This window comes from Mesorhizobium sp. LEGMi-168a (genome assembly GCF_058312955.1).
On sequence record NZ_JBZEGV010000014.1, the window covers coordinates 101871 to 115810 of the forward strand.

The window sequence follows — 13940 nt, forward strand, 5'->3', positions numbered from 1 at the left end:
CTGGGTTAATCTCCCCCTTGAGAGGGAGATGGCCGGTCCACCCTCCGCAGCTGCAGCGCAGCTGCTGCGGAGGACGGGCAGGCCAGAGGGGGTCGCCTCACGTAGATCGCCAACGCGATCTGTCGTCGCGGAAAACGTCGGCGTTCTATGCGCAGCGACCCCTCTGTCGCCTTCGGCGACATCTCCCCCTCAAGGGGGGAGATTTTTGCGCCGGCGAGAATCCTTTCGACCTCACGGAACGTCTTTCCTCTGCAGACTCGCAACAGGAGACCACCCATGAACTACAACCTCATCCGCTACGGCGTGAAGGACGCCAGCATCGCCGAGAACCGGGCGCTGGTGGCGAAGGTGTTCGAGGCGCTGGATGAAACCAAGCCGCAATCCCTGCGCTATCTCGTGCTCGAACTCGATAACGGCGAAGTCGTGCACATTGTCGGTTATGAAAAAGACAGTTCGGCGCTGACGGAGCTCGCTGCCTTCAAGGCTTTCGGTGCCGATCACGCCGAGCGGCGCGCGACGCCGCTTACCAGGTCGCCGGCGAAGATCATCGGCAACTATCGTATGCTGGCGAACGCCGACGAGGCCGTGCCCGCCTGACCGGGCGTTGTAAAGGTCCAGCGAGCCGGCGATGCGAGACCGAGGACGATGAGCATAGCGAAATTCGACCGCGCGGCGCTTGAAGCCATGCTCGTCGGCCTGCGGCCGAAATTGCACCGCTATGCCGCGCGCATGGCCGGCTCGACGATCGAGGGCGAGGACATCGTGCAAGAGGCGGTGGTGAAGGCGCTTGCTGCGCATGATGGCGGCGCCACTGTCGAGCGTCCCGAGCAGTGGCTGTTCCGCATCGCCCACAATGCGGCGCAGGATCATCTACGCCGCCGCCAGCGCGAGCGCGCCCGCATCACCGAGGCCGACATGACCGGAATAGAGGACCTATCCACCAGTGCGGAGGCGCGGCTCGCGGCGACGGTGAGCCTGCGCAGCTTCATGCGGCTGACGCTGGCGCAGCGCAGCGCGGTGATTCTGGTCGACGTGCTCGGCCTCAGCCTGCATGAAACCTGCGAGGTGACGGGCGCCACGCTTGCCGCCACCAAGGCGGCGCTGCATCGCGGCCGGGCGGAATTGAAGGCGCTGGCCGCGGCGCCGGATGACGTGGCGCTGCCGAAGCTCGATCCGGAAGAAGAGCGCCGGCTGCGCCGCTACGTCGACCTGTTCAACGCCCGCGATTTCGACGGGGTCAGGGCGCTGATCGCCGAGGACATCCAAGTCGACGTCGTCAACCGCACACGCCTCAACGGCAAGAAGGAAGCCTCGACCTATTTCGGCAATTACGACCGCATGAGCGACTGGGCGCTGTCGCTCGGCTTCGTCGATGGCCGGCCGGCGATCCTGATCTGCAACCCGCGGGCGGACAATGCGGTGCGCGGCTTCGTGCTGATCGACTGGCGCGGCGACGAGGTCGTCCGCATCCGCGATTTCCGCCACGCGCCTTATTGTGCCGCGGAGGCGGACATCCGCTTGGTCTCTGGCGAGCGGGCATGACGGGATTGCGCTAAGATAGCTTCGCTGGATTCCGCCTTCCTTCTCCGGCCCGAGCCGAGTTTCCCCCCGCCGCCGACATGTCTATAAATCCGCGTCGGGCAGGGCGTGAGCAGAACGGACACGAGGTCGTGACGCAGGCTGGTCTCGAAACGCACGGCATCTCGGCACGGGTCCTCGCTGCGTTTATCGCGCTGGCGGCCTGGGCCGGCATCGCCGTGCATTTTCACGCGCTCGCCGACGGGCCGGCGTCTTGGCCCGCCGCGCTTTGGGCCCTGGCTGGCTATTTCACGATCACGACCAACCTGCTGGTGGCAATCGTGTTCACCAGCGTCGCGATGAACGCGCGGTTCGCCACGCCGTGGCTGCTGGGCGCAACCTTGCTCAACATCCTGCTCGTCGGCGTCGTCTACGGCCTCCTGCTGCAAGGCCTGAAGGAACTGACCGGCGGCTCGCAGCTCGCCAACATCCTGCTTCATCGGGTAACGCCGGCGCTGACGATCGTTTTCTGGCTGGCCTTTGTCCGCAAGGGCACGCTGACCTGGCGGGCGCCATTTGCCTGGGCGCTCTATCCGCTCTTTTATCTCGCCTATGCCCTGGTTCGCGGCGCGGCGGAGGGACGCTACCCCTATCCGTTCATCGACGTCGCCCGGATCGGCTGGGCGCAGACCCTTACCAACAGCGCCTTGATCGCTCTTGCCTTCGTAGCGGCGGGAGAGGTGCTGGTCTGGCTCGATCGGCTGCTCGGTACAAGGATACGATCCTGAGCTTCTCTCGAAGCGGCGCCCGATCGGCGGTGCCAGCGTCTTCAGATTCGACTTGGACAGTACCAGAGGCAGACCACGAAGCCTGATAGGCGCAGTGTTGAGGCGCCGCCTCGCCACTTGGCCTCTGCTGAGAGACTGGCCTCCATGATGAACCCGCTGCAAGGAGCCCGAAAACCCGCCAAAGCATTACCATCAATGTCGATGTCTGAAACATCAATCATTGACGATAGAACCTTTCTATGTATGCTGAATCACCAAGACCTCATATCTCAGAACTGATCGAGAGAGTCGCCGGTGATAACCGCACCGCAATTGCGCGCCGCCAGGTCGCTGCTCGGCATCGACCAGCGCCGGCTTGCCGAATTGTCCGGCCTGTCGGTGCCGACGATCCAGCGCATGGAAGCCAGCGGCTCTATCATTCGGGGCAACGTCGATTCGCTGATGAAGCTGATCGCAGCGCTCGAGGTCGCCGGCATCGAATTGATCGGCGAAGGCGCGGTCAGCCAGGGCGGCGGACGCGGCGTGCGGCTGAAGGCCGACCTCGATCCGGCCAGGGCGCCCGATGCCGGCGACGCCGGGCTCGGCGGGAGCCTGCCGTGATTTCGACCGTAGCTCTTCTGTTGTGCGGTCCTACGGCGCTTCTGGCAACAGCCATCCTGGCCGGGGCCGTCAGCCGGCGCGCCTCGGCGACGCGCTTCGTCTATGGCGCGGCGCTCGCGATTTCCACCGCCTTGCTCGTCATCGTCTCAGGCCACCTCGCAGGCAATCCCGGCGAGGTGTCTGCCATCGCCTTGCCGCTCGGGCTGCCGTGGACCGGCGCCCGATTCCGTCTCGACGGTCTGTCGGCGTTCTTCCTCGTCGTCGTCAATTTGGGCGGCGCCGTCACCAGCCTCTACGGCCTTGGCTACGGCAAGCACGAATCCGCGCCGCATCGCGTGCTGCCGTTCTACCCGGCCTTCCTCGCCGGCATGAACCTCGTCGTGCTCGCCAACGACGCCTTCAGCTTCCTGCTGTCGTGGGAATTCATGTCGCTCGCCTCCTGGGCGCTGGTCATGGCGCACCACCGCGATGAGGAAAACAGGCGGGCCGGCTACATCTATCTGGTGATGGCAAGCTTCGGCACGCTGGCGCTGCTGCTTGCCTTCGGCCTGCTGGCGGGGCCGGCGGGAACCTATGCGTTCGACGCCATGCGGGCGGCAGAACCCGGCCCGCTCGCCGCCGGGGCGGTGCTCGCCCTCATGCTGCTCGGTGCCGGCTCCAAGGCGGGCCTCGTGCCGCTGCACGCCTGGCTACCGCTTGCCCATCCGGCGGCGCCGAGCCACGTCTCGGCGCTGATGAGCGGCATCATGACCAAGGTCGCCATCTACGGCTTCATCCGCGTGGCGTTCGACCTGCTGGGCACACCGGCATGGTGGTCGGGCGTCGCGGTGCTTCTCATCGGCGGCGCGACGGCGGTTCTGGGCATCCTCCATGCGCTGATGGAAAAGGACCTCAAACGGCTGCTTGCCTACTCGACCATCGAGAACATCGGCGTCATCTTTGCCAGTCTCGGCCTTGCGCTGGCCTTCAAGGCGAACGCCATGCCGTCGGCCGCGGCGCTGGCCTTCACCGCGGCGCTGTTCCACGTGCTCAACCATTCCTTCTTCAAGAGCCTGCTGTTTTTCGGCGCCGGCGCCGTGCTGTCGGCGACCGGCGAGCGCGACATGGAAAAACTGGGCGGCCTCATCCATCGCCTGCCGGTGACCAGCTTCGTCTTCCTCGTCGGCTGCGTCTCGATCTCGGCGCTGCCGCCGTTCAACGGCTTCGCCTCCGAATGGCTGGTCTTCCAGGCCATATTGCAGAGCCCCGAGCTGCCGCAATGGGGACTGAAGGTCATCGTGCCGGCCGTGGGCGGCATGCTGGCGCTGGCGGCGGCGTTGGCCGCGGCCTGCTTCGTCAAGGCGTTCGGCATCACTTTCCTTGGCCGGGCGCGATCGGCGGTGGTGGAACAAGCACATGAGGTCGACCGCTGGTCGCTGGCGGCGATGGCCGTGCTTGCCGTCTTCTGCCTGCTCGCCGGCATCCTGCCTGGCTTCGTGATCGACGGCCTGTCGCAGGTCGCGCTTTCGCTGATCGGCGGCCGCATGCCGGTGCAGACGGCACAGCCCTGGCTGTCGATCGTGCCGATCGCCGAGAGCCGCAGCTCCTACAACGGCCTGCTGGTGTTCGTCTTCATCACCATCTCGGCCTCACTTGCGGCCTTCTTCATTCACCGCTTCGCCTCGCACGCGCTGCGCCGTGGCATCGCATGGGGATGCGGCTTCCCCGATGCCGTACCCGCCGCGCAATACACCGCCGTCAGCTTCGCGCAGCCCATCCGCCGGGTCTTCGGCAGCTTCGCCTTCCGCGCCCGCGAGACGGTGGAAATGCCGGCGCCGGGTTCGCTCGAACCGGCGCGCTTCAAAGTGGATTTCCACGATGTGGCCTGGGAGACGTTCTACCAGCCGATCTCCGGTGCGATCGATTTCGCCACCGAGCGGCTGAATCACCTGCAGTTCCTGACCATCCGCCGCTACCTGACGCTAGTCTTCCTCTACCTCGTCATCCTGCTTCTGGTGCTTGCGCTATGGCCGTGATTTTCGAGCTGGCCGTGCAGGGCGCGCAGATGTTTTTGGTGCTTGCGCTGGCGCCGCTGCTGATCGGCTTCGTGCGCAAGGTGAAGGCGAGGCTGGTGAGAAGGCAGGGACCTTCGCTGATCCAGCCCTATCGCGATCTCATCAGGCTGATGCGCAAGGAGGTCGTGCTGGCGGACAATGCGTCCTGGCTGTTCCGGGTGACGCCCTACCTGATCTTTGCCGCCACCTGGGTTGCGGCGGCGCTCGTTCCGACATTCGCCGCCGGCCTTCAGTTCAGTTGGGCCGCCGATCTCATCGTCATCGTGGCGTTGCTCGGCAGCGCGCGCTTCTTCCAGGCGCTGGCCGGAATGGATGTCGGCACCAGTTTCGGCGGCATCGGCGCCAGCCGCGAGGTGATGATCGCCTCGCTGGCCGAACCCGCGATGCTGCTCATCGTGTTCAGCCTGGCGCTGGTCGCCGGCGCCACGCAGCTTTCGACGGTGGCCGCCTTCATGAGCTCGCCGGAGGTCGGACTGCGGGTGTCGCTCGGCATGTCGCTGATCGCCCTGGTGATGGTGGCGATCGCCGAGAACGCGCGCATACCGGTCGACAATCCTGCCACGCATCTGGAGCTCACCATGGTGCATGAGGCGATGATCCTGGAATATTCCGGCCGTCATCTGGCGATGATCGAGCTCGCCACCTTCCTCAAGCTCGTGCTCTATGTGTCGCTGATCTCCTGCGTCTTCCTGCCCTGGGGACTGGCGCATGCCGGAGCCGGGCCGAAAGCGCTGGCCATCGGGGCCGTCGCTTATCTGATCAAGCTTGCCGTGCTTGCCATCCTGCTTGCCGTGTTCGAGACGGCGGTCGCCAAGATGCGTGTCTTCCGCGTGCCGGATTTCCTGGGTGCTGCGCTGATGCTGGCGCTGCTCGGCACGCTCCTGCTGTTCGTCTCGCGGAGCCTGTGATGAACGGTCTCACCTTCGACATCGCCCATCTGCTCGCCGGCAGCCTGGTGCTGGTCTCCTTCATGATGCTCTACCAGGACCGCCTGTTCGCGCTGATCAACGTCTTTGCCCTGCACGCGGTCGTGCTTGCGCTCTCGGTGGCCTGGCAGGCCTATATCCAGGACGCGCATCATCTCTATATCACCGCGGCAATAGCGCTGGTCTTCAAGGCGATCGTCATTCCAGTCGGGCTGCATCGCATCATCCAGCGCCTCGGCATCCACCGCGACATCGAGACCGCCGTCGGCATCGGCCCGACCATGCTCGCGGGCATCGGGCTGGTGACGCTCTCCATGGTGCTGATGCTGAGGGTAACGCCCGAGGCCGACCCGCTCGCCCGCGAGGATCTCGCCTTCGCGCTGTCGATCATATTGCTGGGTCTGCTGGTGATGGTCACAAGGCGCAACGCCGTCAGCCAGGTCGTCGGCTTCATGTCGCTGGAAAACGGCCTGGTGCTGGCCGCCACCGGCGCCAAGGGCATGCCGCTGGTTGTCGAGATCAGCGTCGCCTTCTCGATCCTGATCGCCTTCATCGTCATCGGCGTCTTCCTGTTCCGCATCCGGGAGCGGTTCGATTCGGTCGATGTCGGCGCGCTCGACGACTACCGGGGAGAGCGCCGGTGACCGGATTTTCCTTCGATGCCGTCGCCGCGATCCTGCTGGTGCCCGCAGGCGCCGCCGCAATTCTGGCGGCGATGCCGAACTACAAGATGACGGCGATCGTGAACGTGATAGCGAGCCTCCTCACCTTGCTCGCCGCGCTGTCGCTGTTCGTCACCGAAAGGCCGGAGCCCGGGCAATATCTCATCGTCGACGACCTCAACATCGTCTTCATCGTGCTCAACACATTCGTCGGCTTCACCACCAGCGTATTCAGCGCGTCCTATATCGCGCATGAGCTGGAGACCGGCCGGCTGACCGCGCCGAACCTCCGTTTCTACCACGCGATGTACCAGATCATGATGTTCGGCATGAACCTGGCGTTCGTGTCGAACAATATCGGCCTGATGTGGGTCGCGGTGGAGCTTGCCACGCTGACCACCGTGCTGATGGTCGGCATCTACCGCACGCATGAGGCGCTTGAGGCGGCCTGGAAATATTTCATCTTGGGAAGCGTCGGCATCGCGCTCGCTTTGTTCGGCACGATCCTCGTCTACATGGCGGCACAACCGGTCGTCGGCGAGGGCACCAATGCGATGGTCTGGTCGGTGCTGATCGAAAAGGCGGCGCATTTCGACCCGGCCCTGCTCAGCGTCGCCTTCATCTTCCTGCTGCTCGGCTACGGAACCAAGGTGGGGCTCGCGCCGCTGCATGCCTGGCTGCCCGACGCGCATGCCGAGGGCCCGACGCCGATCTCGGCGGTGCTGTCGGGCCTTCTGCTCAACGTCGCGCTCTACGCCGTGCTGCGCTTCAAGCTCTTGCTCGCCGCCAGCCCGGAGGCGATCGGCCCAGGACCGCTGATGGTCACGATGGGGCTGACCTCGCTGATCTTCGCGGCCTTCATGCTCTACCGCCGCCGCGACATCAAACGCCTGTTCGCCTATTCCTCGATCGAGCATATGGGCATCATCGTCTTCGCCTTCGGCATGGGCGGCCCGCTCGCCAACTTCGCCGGCCTGCTGCACATGGTCATGCACAGCCTGACCAAGTCGGCGATCTTCTTCGCCGTCGGCCATATCGCACAGGTCAAGGGCACGCAGAAGATCTCCGAGATCAGGGGGCTGACCGAAAGCCACCCCGGGCTTGGCTGGGCGCTCGTCATCGGCGTCGTGGCAATAGCCGGCCTGCCGCCGCTCGGCATCTTCATGAGCGAATTCCTGGTCGTCAGCTCGACCTTCGCCAGGCATCCGTGGCTGGCGATCCCGCTGGTGTTCGGACTGCTAATCGCCTTCGGCGCGCTGTTGCTGCGGCTGACCGGCCTCGCCTTCGGCGAGCCGCGCGGCGGCACGGCGCCGGTCGAGGCATCCTATGTGCCGATGTACTCGCATCTCGCTTTGGTGTTTGCCGCGGGCATCTATCTGCCGGCGCCGCTGGTCGCGTGGTTCCAGCATGTCGCCGGCATCCTGGGGTGAGGCCATGAGCAAGAAAAGCATGCCCGCGCTCGCAGATCTCATCGAGACCGGCCGCCCGGTCGAGCATCACGCTCCCTGGCGGCGCGCCGTGGTGGCCGCGAAGGCCTGGAGCCTTGCCGTCGAACAGCTCGCCGCCGGCCGCTGGAACCTGCTCGGCCTGTGGGGCGAGCCGGAAAGCGTGCACATGGCGCTTCTCGACGAGGCGCTGAACATTGGCGTGATCAGCCTGGACTGCCGCGGCGGCCGCTACCCGTCGGTTGGCCAGCACCATCCGCCGGCGCTGCGGCTGGAGCGCGCCGCAGCGGATCTCTTCGGGTTGGCGCCGCAAGGCCTGCCTGACACCCGACGCTGGCTCGACCATGGCCAATGGGGCGTCTTGCATCCGCTAGCGGCGCGGCCCGGCGGGCCGGCGGCCCCCTCCTCCTACCGCTTCCTCGCGACGGAAGGCGAAAGCCTCCACCAGATCGCGGTCGGGCCTGTGCATGCCGGCATCATCGAGCCTGGGCATTTCCGCTTCACGGCAAGCGGCGAAACGGTGGTGCGGCTGGAAGAGCGGCTGGGCTATGTGCACAAGGGTATCGAAGGCTTGATGCAGGGCGCGCCGGTCGATCGCGCGACAAGGCTTGCGGGCCGGACCTCCGGCGACAGTACGGTCGCCTATTCGCTGGCCTTTGCCCGCGCGGTGGAGACGGCGCTCGGCATCACGCCACCGCAGCGTGCGGTCTGGCTGCGGGCGCTGATGGCCGAGCTGGAGCGCCTGGCCAATCACCTCGGCGACATCGGCGCCATATGTAACGACGCCGCCTTCGCGCTGATGCACGCGCATTGCGGCGTGCTGCGCGAACGCGTGCTGCGCGCCGCCGATGCGGCCTTCGGCCACCGGCTGATGCGCGATCGCATCGTGCCCGGCGGCACGGCAAGCGATCTGGACGAGGCGGGGGCAAATGCCATCCGATCGCTGGTCGCGGAGATCAGGCAGCGCTTCCCGCATCTGGTCGAACTCTACGACAACACCGCTTCGCTGCAGGACCGCACGGTGGCGACCGGCCGGGTCAAGGTCGAGCTTGCCCGGCAATATGCCGCCGGCGGTTATGTCGGCCGCGCCTCCGGTCGCGATTTCGATGCGCGGCGCACGCCCGGCTACGCGCCTTACGACCAACTCGCCTTCGATGTGCCGGTGCTGCAGGAGGGCGACGTCAACGCGCGCGTCTGGATCCGCGTGCGGGAGGTCGAGCAGAGTCTGTCGCTCGTCGAGCAGATTCTCGGGCGGCTGCCCGCCGGCCCGATCCGCGCCGAGGTCGCCGCAGCGGACGATGCAGATGGGCCGCGCGAGGGCATGGCGCTGGTCGAAGGTTTTCGCGGCGACATACTGATCTGGTTGCGCATCGGCGAGGACGGCTTGATCGAGCGCTGCCACCTGCGCGACCCCTCATGGTTCCAATGGCCGCTCTTGGAAGCGGCGATCGAAGGCAACATCGTCGCCGACTTCCCGCTCTGCAACAAGTCGTTCAATTGCTCCTATTCCGGCCACGATCTCTAGAACCATGATCCCGAAAAGTGGAAGCCGGTTTTCGGAAAAGATCATGGTCAAACAATAGACGTCCAACGCCATGCGAAAGCTCCTCTTCGAAAGCCTGATCCGCCCGCCCTTGACCGAGCGTCCGCCGCAAGTCAGCGACGCAGCGGTCGACGAGCTGGCGCGCGCCCTCGACGGCGTTGCCCGCAAGCGGCTCGGCCGAAGCCTGTCGATCCGCGCAGTCGACGCCGGTTCCTGCAATGGCTGCGAACTCGAGATGCACGCGCTCAACAACGCTTTCTACGACATCGAGCGCTTCGGCTTCCGCTTCGTCGCCTCGCCCCGCCATGCCGATGTGCTTTTAGTCACCGGGCCGGTCACCAAAAACATGCGCGAGGCACTGAAGCGGACCTTTGACGCGACGCCCAACCCGAAATGGGTGGTGGCGCTGGGCGACTGCGCAAAGGACGGCGGTTGCTTCGCCGGTAGTTATGCGGTTGTCGGTGGCGTGGCCGACGTGCTGCCCGTCGACCTTCATATCCCGGGCTGCCCGCCGCGGCCGGTCGAGATCCTCAAGGGATTGATCGCGCTGCTCGACGGAACGAAGGGGAAGGCCGGCGCTTCCAAGGGCTGACCACGAGAGGCCGCCGCCGTGTCGTAGCTCACTGATCGACGACCAGGCGCAGCACCCTCACTTCCGCATGTTGCACAACAAACTCACGATTTGAATTCAGTCTGAGCGGATGGGCCGGTACGTATGGACCGTGCGCTGCGGGGTGTCTGCTGTGCTGCTACGGGTTCATACAAATCGCCATCGCCTATTGAACTTTCGACCACGCCCGAAGGGCGATTTCCGCGACAGCTTCCAATTCCTTTTTGTTCGCTCCGTCGGCCGACAATATCGCCATTCCGTATATCAACGCGGAAAGGTATCGGGCGAGGTCCGCGGGTTGCGCGCCGGCCTGTAACTCGCCCTCATCCTGTGCGCGCTGCAGTCGATTTAGTATGCCGAGCTCCCCGCGGCGACGCCGAGTGGCCAAATCGCCTCTAACCGCCTGCGATGACGGGCTGACTGACAATGCCCCTTGGACGCCCAAACAACCTTGCGGATTGCGCCGGTCTCCGTGCAGCTCGACTGGTCCGGTCATCAGCAGCCGAACTACCTCCTCAAGGGCCGTGGCTTGCTGCGCCGCGCGCCTGTAGGCGCCGGCCCGGCTCTCATAACGATCCATGGCGCGCTGGAACAAAGCCTCCTTGCTGCCGAACGCGGCGTATAGACTTGCGCGGGTGATGCCGAGCGCGTCGGTAAGGTCGGCAATTGAAGTCCCCTCGTAGCCGTGGCGCCAGAACAGCTGGACGGCCCGGTCGAGCGCCTGGTCGATGTCGAACTCTCGTGGTCTTCCTGCTCCCATCTCAACCTCCGACTCAGCCTTCCCATAATAGTGCTTGCTTAATGTAGAACGATCATTCTAGATTTCAGCATCTGCGGATCGAGATAGTGGAGGGAAAAATGCTAGGAAGAGTGATGGCGCTCTCGTTGTTCCTGGCAATAGGCGTGCCAATGACCGCTCATGCGGAAGCCGGCATTTTTTCGGGCTTCCACACCGAAATGGTGGCCGCGAACGGCGCCGAAATCTTTGCGCGCATCGGTGGATCCGGGCCAGCCGTGGTGCTGATCCACGGATTTGGTGATACTGGCGACATGTGGGGGCCGCTGGCTGTCGACCTTTCGAGAAATCATACCGTCATCGTTCCCGATCTGCGCGGCATGGGACTTTCTTCGATCCCAGAGGGCGGCTACGAAAAATGGAACCAGGCCGCCGACATCCAGGCTTTGCTCGATCATCTGGGCATCGGGAAAGCCGATATCATCGGGCATGATATCGGCACGATGGTCGCTTATGCCTACGCAGCTCGCTATCCTGAAAAGACAGACAAGCTGGTCGTCATGGATGCACCGGTGCCGGGCATTCCGCCTTGGAACGATATCGTGCGCGATCCGAGGCTCTGGCATTTCGATTTCGGCGGTCCCGACATGGAGCGCCTCGTGCTAGGCCGCGAACGCATCTATCTTGACAGATTCTGGAACGAATTCGCGGGCACGCCGGCGAAATTCGATGAAGCGACCCGCCAGCACTATGCGAAACTTTATGCAAGGCCCGGGGCAATGCGCGCTGCCTTCGCCCAGTTCCGATCGATCCGCCAGGATGCTGTCGACAACCAGGCTGCCTTGGCCAAGAAATTGCCGATGCCTGTTCTTGCCATCGGCGGCGCGAAGTCATTTGGACAGACGGAGGCGGTCGTCATGCGCAATGCCGCCGCCAATGTCACCGAAGTTGTCATCCCCGATTCCGGGCACTGGTTGATGGAAGAGGCCCCAGAGCCGACAATCAGCGCAGTGCGGGATTTTCTGGAACATAGCTGACGCCCGGCAAGCTTCGACGGTCTCATGCGGCGGTTCTCATCCACGCCAGGAAGGACTCTATCACCGCGGATCGCGAACTGTGGTGCGTCCAGACGACATAGAAGCTGTGGCCCGGCAGGGACAACGGATGCGCCTTGACGAGCGAGCCGTTTCCCAGTTCGCGGCCGACCACGACGTCACTCAAGATCGCAATGCCTTGCCCGGCGGCAACCGCATCGATCGCGTGCAGCTCCTCGCGGAAGCTCAAATCCCAGGCCTTGTCGCGATCAGGTCCGGATCGATCGAACGGGCCATCGCCAGCCATCCGCGCCATGTGGGAGCGTCCGGATCCCGGTTCATCCAGTCAAAATGGATCAACGGATCACGCAACAGATCGGCGGCACGCTCTTTCGCTGGCATATCGAGGACCCGGTGATCTTCCGCGAACGCATCCGCGTGAGCATCGAGCACGGCCACGCCAACCGGCGCGCCGACGACATCTCGTCGGTCGCCTTCTGGTACCAGGCCGAGCCGCACAAGCCGTTCGCGCCGCTGCCGCCGGTCGCCGCGCGCATCCCCGGTTTTAGCCGCGACGCGGAGGGCTAGGACGCATCCAACTTGCCCCTGCGCAAGTGGGCAGAAGCTGGCATCAATGCCCGGTTTTCATTTGGTGCAGGCCCCGCAAATCGAAGCGACTGAACGCCGCATCAAAGCCAATCCGATGTCGAACCCGGAGCTTGCCGCGAAGCTTTGCGAGATAGAGCCCGGCCGATCGCCTGGGGCCGCAATCAGTGTGTCTCATGATCCCTGAAATGGTAACTCGTGCTTCGGCCCCCGGCGGGGTCCCGCTGCAAAATCCCGCGCTCAACCAAATCCGTGATGTCGCGCAGCGCGGTATCCGGTGAGCATTTTTCCATGATCGCGTATTTCGAGGACGTGAGCTTTCCTTCGAACTCGTCAAGGAGACGATTGATCATGTCGCGCTGGCGGCCGTTGAATGTCTCGCCGGCATGCCGCTTCCAGAACTCGGCTTTGAAGAGCACGTCGGCAAGGGTTTGTTCCGCGCCCTCTATGGCGCGGTCGAGGCAATTCAGAAACCATTCCAGCCACGGCGTGATATCGAGGTCCGGGGCTTTCTGTGTTCTTTCCAGGATGTCGTAGTAGCCCTTGCGATCGAAGCGGATTTGCGCCGACATGCTGTAGAAACGCTGCGGGCTATCCTCGGATCGGGCCAATGCCATGTCGGCGATGGCTCGCGCGATACGGCCGTTGCCGTCATCGAAAGGATGGATGGTGACGAACCAGAAATGAGCGAGGCCCGCCTTGAGGACGGGATCGATGTCGTCGCCATCATTGAACCAATCGAGGAAGATGCTCATCTCCTGACCGAGGCGGTCGGCGGCTGGCGCTTCGTAGTGGACACGCTGCTTGCCGAATGGACCGGAGATAACCTGCATCGGCCCCGATTTGTCGTCGCGCCACGCGCCCACGACGATGCGCGTCATGCCGCTACGGCCGGTCGGAAACAGCGCCGCGTGCCAGCCGAACAGACGTTCGTCGGTCAATGGTTCCGCAAATTTCTGCGCGGCGTCGAGCATCATCTCGACGACGCCTTCGACATGGCGATCCGCGGGCAAGACCGCTCCTGCCTCGATGCCAAGGCGGCGTGCGATCGATGACCTGACCTGTTCGCGATCAAGGATCTCACCTTCGATCTCGCTGGATTTGAGAATGTCTTCGGTCAGCGTTCTGAGGATGGCTTCCTGGCGCAAGCGGAAGCCCAAAGCCTGCATCCGGCCGAAGAGTCGGCCCTGGCGATGACGAACGGCCGCGAGCTGCCGGGAGAGCTTTTCGGGCTTCCAAGCGAATGCCGGCCATCCGGACAATTGGTGAACGTACTTAACCGCATAATCTCCGCGTCTCATGCGGAGATTATGCGTCTTATTCACCGCAAAAGCAGAGGATAATCGCCGCAGAGGATGCGGAGATTATCAAGGGGGTTCATCGCATTGTTGCTTCGGGTCGCTGGAGCTCGGAGACCG

The 13940-nt window shown here is 64.3% G+C and carries 15 protein-coding genes; 12 read left to right on the plus strand and 3 right to left on the minus strand.

Annotated features, from left to right (window positions below; genetic code table 11):
- Nucleotides 1-276: 276 nt before the first annotated feature.
- From AC4FWB_RS19280 to AC4FWB_RS19325, 10 genes are all read left to right on the plus strand, one after another.
- The gene (locus tag AC4FWB_RS19280) at nt 277-597 is read left to right on the plus strand and encodes a hypothetical protein (RefSeq protein WP_491027848.1); all 321 of its coding nucleotides are present in this window, start codon (nt 277-279) and stop codon (nt 595-597) included.
- Nucleotides 598-645: 48 nt separating this feature from the next.
- Nucleotides 646-1542, plus strand: coding sequence for a sigma-70 family RNA polymerase sigma factor (locus AC4FWB_RS19285; protein WP_491027849.1), 897 nt, complete (start codon nt 646-648; stop codon nt 1540-1542).
- 128 nt (nt 1543-1670) lie between these two features.
- Complete coding sequence (locus AC4FWB_RS19290; protein WP_491027850.1) at nt 1671-2306, plus strand: Pr6Pr family membrane protein; 636 nt, start codon at nt 1671-1673, stop codon at nt 2304-2306.
- 294 nt (nt 2307-2600) lie between these two features.
- Nucleotides 2601-2906 carry a helix-turn-helix domain-containing protein gene (locus AC4FWB_RS19295; RefSeq protein WP_491027851.1) on the plus strand — a complete coding sequence of 102 codons (306 nt, stop codon included), beginning with the start codon at nt 2601-2603 and terminating at the stop codon, nt 2904-2906.
- A complete protein-coding gene (gene hyfB, locus AC4FWB_RS19300; RefSeq protein WP_491027896.1) occupies nt 2906-4921 on the plus strand; it encodes a hydrogenase 4 subunit B in 2016 nt (671 codons plus the stop codon). Before AC4FWB_RS19295 ends, hyfB begins: the two co-directional genes overlap by 1 nt.
- The gene (locus tag AC4FWB_RS19305; protein ID WP_491027852.1) at nt 4912-5868 is read left to right on the plus strand and encodes a respiratory chain complex I subunit 1 family protein; all 957 of its coding nucleotides are present in this window, start codon (nt 4912-4914) and stop codon (nt 5866-5868) included. Before hyfB ends, AC4FWB_RS19305 begins: the two co-directional genes overlap by 10 nt.
- Nucleotides 5868-6530, plus strand: a complete 663-nt coding sequence (locus tag AC4FWB_RS19310) for a hypothetical protein (RefSeq protein ID WP_059186827.1) — start codon at nt 5868-5870, stop codon at nt 6528-6530. The genes AC4FWB_RS19305 and AC4FWB_RS19310 overlap by 1 nt, the downstream gene beginning before the upstream one ends.
- Nucleotides 6527-7978: a hydrogenase 4 subunit F gene (locus tag AC4FWB_RS19315; protein ID WP_491027853.1), complete on the plus strand. Its 1452-nt coding sequence runs from the start codon at nt 6527-6529 to the stop codon at nt 7976-7978. The genes AC4FWB_RS19310 and AC4FWB_RS19315 overlap by 4 nt, the downstream gene beginning before the upstream one ends.
- A gap of 19 nt (nt 7979-7997) precedes the next feature.
- A complete protein-coding gene (locus AC4FWB_RS19320) occupies nt 7998-9518 on the plus strand; it encodes a hydrogenase large subunit (RefSeq protein ID WP_491027897.1) in 1521 nt (506 codons plus the stop codon).
- Between the two features lie 70 nt (nt 9519-9588).
- Nucleotides 9589-10128, plus strand: coding sequence for an NADH-quinone oxidoreductase subunit B family protein (locus AC4FWB_RS19325; RefSeq protein ID WP_491027854.1), 540 nt, complete (start codon nt 9589-9591; stop codon nt 10126-10128).
- Between the two features lie 184 nt (nt 10129-10312).
- On the opposite strand, the gene AC4FWB_RS19330 is transcribed toward AC4FWB_RS19325, so the two are convergent.
- Complete coding sequence (locus AC4FWB_RS19330) at nt 10313-10906, minus strand: TetR/AcrR family transcriptional regulator (protein WP_491027855.1); 594 nt, start codon at nt 10904-10906, stop codon at nt 10313-10315.
- A 113-nt stretch (nt 10907-11019) separates the two neighbouring features.
- Between AC4FWB_RS19330 and AC4FWB_RS19335 the strand changes: the two genes are divergently transcribed.
- The gene (locus AC4FWB_RS19335) at nt 11020-11919 is read left to right on the plus strand and encodes an alpha/beta fold hydrolase (RefSeq protein WP_491027898.1); all 900 of its coding nucleotides are present in this window, start codon (nt 11020-11022) and stop codon (nt 11917-11919) included.
- A 22-nt stretch (nt 11920-11941) separates the two neighbouring features.
- On the opposite strand, the gene AC4FWB_RS19340 is transcribed toward AC4FWB_RS19335, so the two are convergent.
- Nucleotides 11942-12232 (minus strand): LysR substrate-binding domain-containing protein, encoded by a 291-nt coding sequence (locus AC4FWB_RS19340; protein WP_491027856.1) that lies wholly within the window; start codon nt 12230-12232, stop codon nt 11942-11944.
- Between the two features lie 35 nt (nt 12233-12267).
- Between AC4FWB_RS19340 and AC4FWB_RS19345 the strand changes: the two genes are divergently transcribed.
- The gene (locus AC4FWB_RS19345) at nt 12268-12504 is read left to right on the plus strand and encodes a DUF2961 domain-containing protein (protein WP_491027857.1); all 237 of its coding nucleotides are present in this window, start codon (nt 12268-12270) and stop codon (nt 12502-12504) included.
- Between the two features lie 182 nt (nt 12505-12686).
- Here AC4FWB_RS19345 and AC4FWB_RS19350 read toward each other — a convergent pair whose 3' ends face one another.
- The gene (locus AC4FWB_RS19350; RefSeq protein WP_491027858.1) at nt 12687-13823 is read right to left on the minus strand and encodes a Fic family protein; all 1137 of its coding nucleotides are present in this window, start codon (nt 13821-13823) and stop codon (nt 12687-12689) included.
- Nucleotides 13824-13940: the final 117 nt, after the last annotated feature.

Bases quoted from the DNA above. Each gene is read 5' to 3' on its own strand.
- AC4FWB_RS19305 (WP_491027852.1), top strand. From the start codon at position 4,912: ATGGCCGTGATTTTCGAGCTGGCCGTGCAGGGCGCGCAGATGTTTTTG.
- AC4FWB_RS19335 (WP_491027898.1), top strand. From the start codon at position 11,020: ATGGCGCTCTCGTTGTTCCTGGCAATAGGCGTGCCAATGACCGCTCAT.
- AC4FWB_RS19330 (WP_491027855.1), bottom strand. From the start codon at position 10,906: ATGGGAGCAGGAAGACCACGAGAGTTCGACATCGACCAGGCGCTCGAC.
- AC4FWB_RS19310 (WP_059186827.1), top strand. From the start codon at position 5,868: ATGAACGGTCTCACCTTCGACATCGCCCATCTGCTCGCCGGCAGCCTG.
- AC4FWB_RS19345 (WP_491027857.1), top strand. From the start codon at position 12,268: ATGGATCAACGGATCACGCAACAGATCGGCGGCACGCTCTTTCGCTGG.
- AC4FWB_RS19320 (WP_491027897.1), top strand. From the start codon at position 7,998: ATGCCCGCGCTCGCAGATCTCATCGAGACCGGCCGCCCGGTCGAGCAT.
- AC4FWB_RS19340 (WP_491027856.1), bottom strand. From the start codon at position 12,232: ATGGCGCGGATGGCTGGCGATGGCCCGTTCGATCGATCCGGACCTGAT.
- AC4FWB_RS19285 (WP_491027849.1), top strand. From the start codon at position 646: ATGAGCATAGCGAAATTCGACCGCGCGGCGCTTGAAGCCATGCTCGTC.
- AC4FWB_RS19280 (WP_491027848.1), top strand. From the start codon at position 277: ATGAACTACAACCTCATCCGCTACGGCGTGAAGGACGCCAGCATCGCC.
- AC4FWB_RS19325 (WP_491027854.1), top strand. From the start codon at position 9,589: ATGCGAAAGCTCCTCTTCGAAAGCCTGATCCGCCCGCCCTTGACCGAG.
- AC4FWB_RS19350 (WP_491027858.1), bottom strand. From the start codon at position 13,823: ATGAGACGCGGAGATTATGCGGTTAAGTACGTTCACCAATTGTCCGGA.